This is a genomic window from Allobosea sp. P1_A7 (assembly GCF_056406775.1).
Genome location: NZ_JBFTZN010000586.1, coordinates 1 through 1,156, shown reverse-complemented (window position 1 = coordinate 1,156; position 1,156 = coordinate 1). Strand labels below are relative to the sequence as shown.

Below are 1,156 nucleotides of genomic sequence, written 5' to 3'. Positions count from 1 at the left end.
CGCTCAAACTCATTCCCGGAACGGATCACCGCCGTGAACTCGGACAAGCTTTCTTCTGCCCACTGGCCTGCCACTCGAAATCGGGCAGCTTCCACTGGACAAGAGTACGCGGCGCGAGGTGCCGGGCTATGGTGCGCGCGCCCGGCTTGCGGTGGGGGTCGGCGGCAAGTTCAACGGGCCGAATGACAAGCCGCTAGCGCTGACCGACCAGCGAGTTGTTCGGGCTGCGGCACGCAATCGACAGGACCGAAGCGGATTGCACGCGCAGGGCGTGTTTCGTCAACAGAATGGCGGGAATCAACAAAACGCGGCGGGATGAACAGGATACCTAGCCTGCGCCTTAAAATGAAAGAGCGACTACATGAATGCCATCAGCGCTTGGCTCGCACGCTGGAGCACCCTGCCGGTCTCGACGCAAATCTTTCTTGCCGCCTGCGCGTTCCTTACGGGCCTCGGCGCATGGTGGAGCATCGATCAGCTCTCATACCTATCACGGTACAATATGTGCATGGCGTTCGAGAAGAAATCTTCCGCCCAATACTCATACGCCGACAGGCGTTGCATCAGCGCCGCCGGCCGTCGCGGTTAGGGATTAAACCGGGTCTAAATTTAATACCGACAATTACTTGCGCCGTTCACAACGCAACGTTGCGGTGACTGTTCGACTGGTCGATCGTGATTCAGCAGAGGACGGCGAACCAACGCGTTCGCAGGTAGGCGCTCGGCGAGAACGGATGAAAGCCGGACCCAGATGCTGACGCGCGATGAAATCTGGATCTTGCACCTGTTTCGGCCAGACAGGGGCTGCGTCGAATTGCGGCCGGGCAAGGCGCGCGAGGAACTGATCCGGAAAGGTCTGATCGAGTGGGCGCCCGCGCCAGCGTGGATGGGCGTCAACACCTACGCGCTCACTGTGCGCGGACGCGCGGTCATGGGCGTGCTGCCGAAGTCGGCAGACTGATTAGCTGAGAAGATTAGGGCGAAGAAGCCGAGTTGAAGGCGAACGATCAAAGTCAGCTTTCAAACCGACATCGAAAGGGCAGAATCGACCCATCTCGGACTCTGCCCCATCGTCTCCAGTGACCACAACGAATGACGAAGGAGACAGCCGCCGGCTTCACTCGCCGTGCCTCTCTGCCCGCACGGCTCGCAGGAA

At 60.0% G+C, this 1,156-nt stretch carries 1 protein-coding gene; it reads left to right on the top strand.

Features of this window, described 5'->3' with window-relative positions; genetic code table 11:
• Nucleotides 1–751 precede the first annotated feature (751 nt).
• Entirely contained in the window at nucleotides 752–961 is a 210-nt protein-coding gene (locus AC1D34_RS37810) for a hypothetical protein (protein ID WP_476827059.1), read from the top strand.
• Nucleotides 962–1,156: the final 195 nt, after the last annotated feature.